This window comes from Rhodococcus sp. GXMU-t2271 (assembly GCF_041414735.1).
GTDB classification, from domain to species: Bacteria; Actinomycetota; Actinomycetes; order Mycobacteriales; family Mycobacteriaceae; genus Rhodococcus; species Rhodococcus indonesiensis.
The window spans coordinates 1-680 of record NZ_JAUIZP010000105.1 but is presented as its reverse complement, the minus strand read 5'-3'; the positions used below and the strand labels follow the sequence as shown (position 1 = coordinate 680).

The following is a 680-nucleotide window of genomic DNA, read 5'->3' as shown; positions in this document are numbered from 1 at the left end:
CGGCGCCGGTCAGGCGGGGACGTGGGCGTCGGCCCAGGCGTTGTACCCGCCGAGCAGGTCCGACACGTTCTCGAAGCCCTGCGCCCGCAGCAGCGACGCGGCCACACTCGACCGCCACCCCCCGGCACAGTGCACCACGGTCGGCTTACCCGTGGGCACCTGCTCGAGCCGCACCCGCAGCTGCGCCAACGGAATCGGCACCGCCCCCGGAATCGTCCCGAACTCCCGCTCCCCGGGATTACGGATGTCGACCAGCGTCACCGCGTCCGCGGCGAGCAACGCCTCGAGCTGCTCGACGGTGGTGCGCGGCGCCGGGACCACCAGCTCCGCCAACTCCGCCGGGAACACCCCGTCGGACCCGACCGTCAGATACCCCAGCGCGTTGTCCGACCCGATCCGGGCCAGCCGCACCGCCGCGTCCTGCTCCTGCCCCGGGTAGGTGATCAACACGATCGGCTCCCCCACCTCGGCGACCATCCCGCCGGTCTCGGCGAACCGCCCGTCGAACCCGACGTTGACCGACCCGCGCAGATGCCCCGCGGCGAAGTCGTCCACGCCGCGCGCATCGAGCACCCGCGTCCCGGCCGCCAGCTCCGCCCGCACCCGCTCCGGCGACAACTGCGGGATGGCCCGGTCCTGGGCGAGCAGCGGATGGGTGCGCTTGTTCATCGCGGCATCGA

Annotated in this window: 1 protein-coding gene; it reads right to left on the bottom strand. The window is 73.5% G+C overall.

What is annotated here, in order from left to right; all coding sequences use genetic code 11:
* Positions 1-9: 9 nt before the first annotated feature.
* A partial coding sequence (locus tag QYS60_RS25735; RefSeq protein ID WP_371384664.1) for a rhodanese-like domain-containing protein occupies positions 10-680 on the bottom strand: 671 nt, incomplete at its 5' end.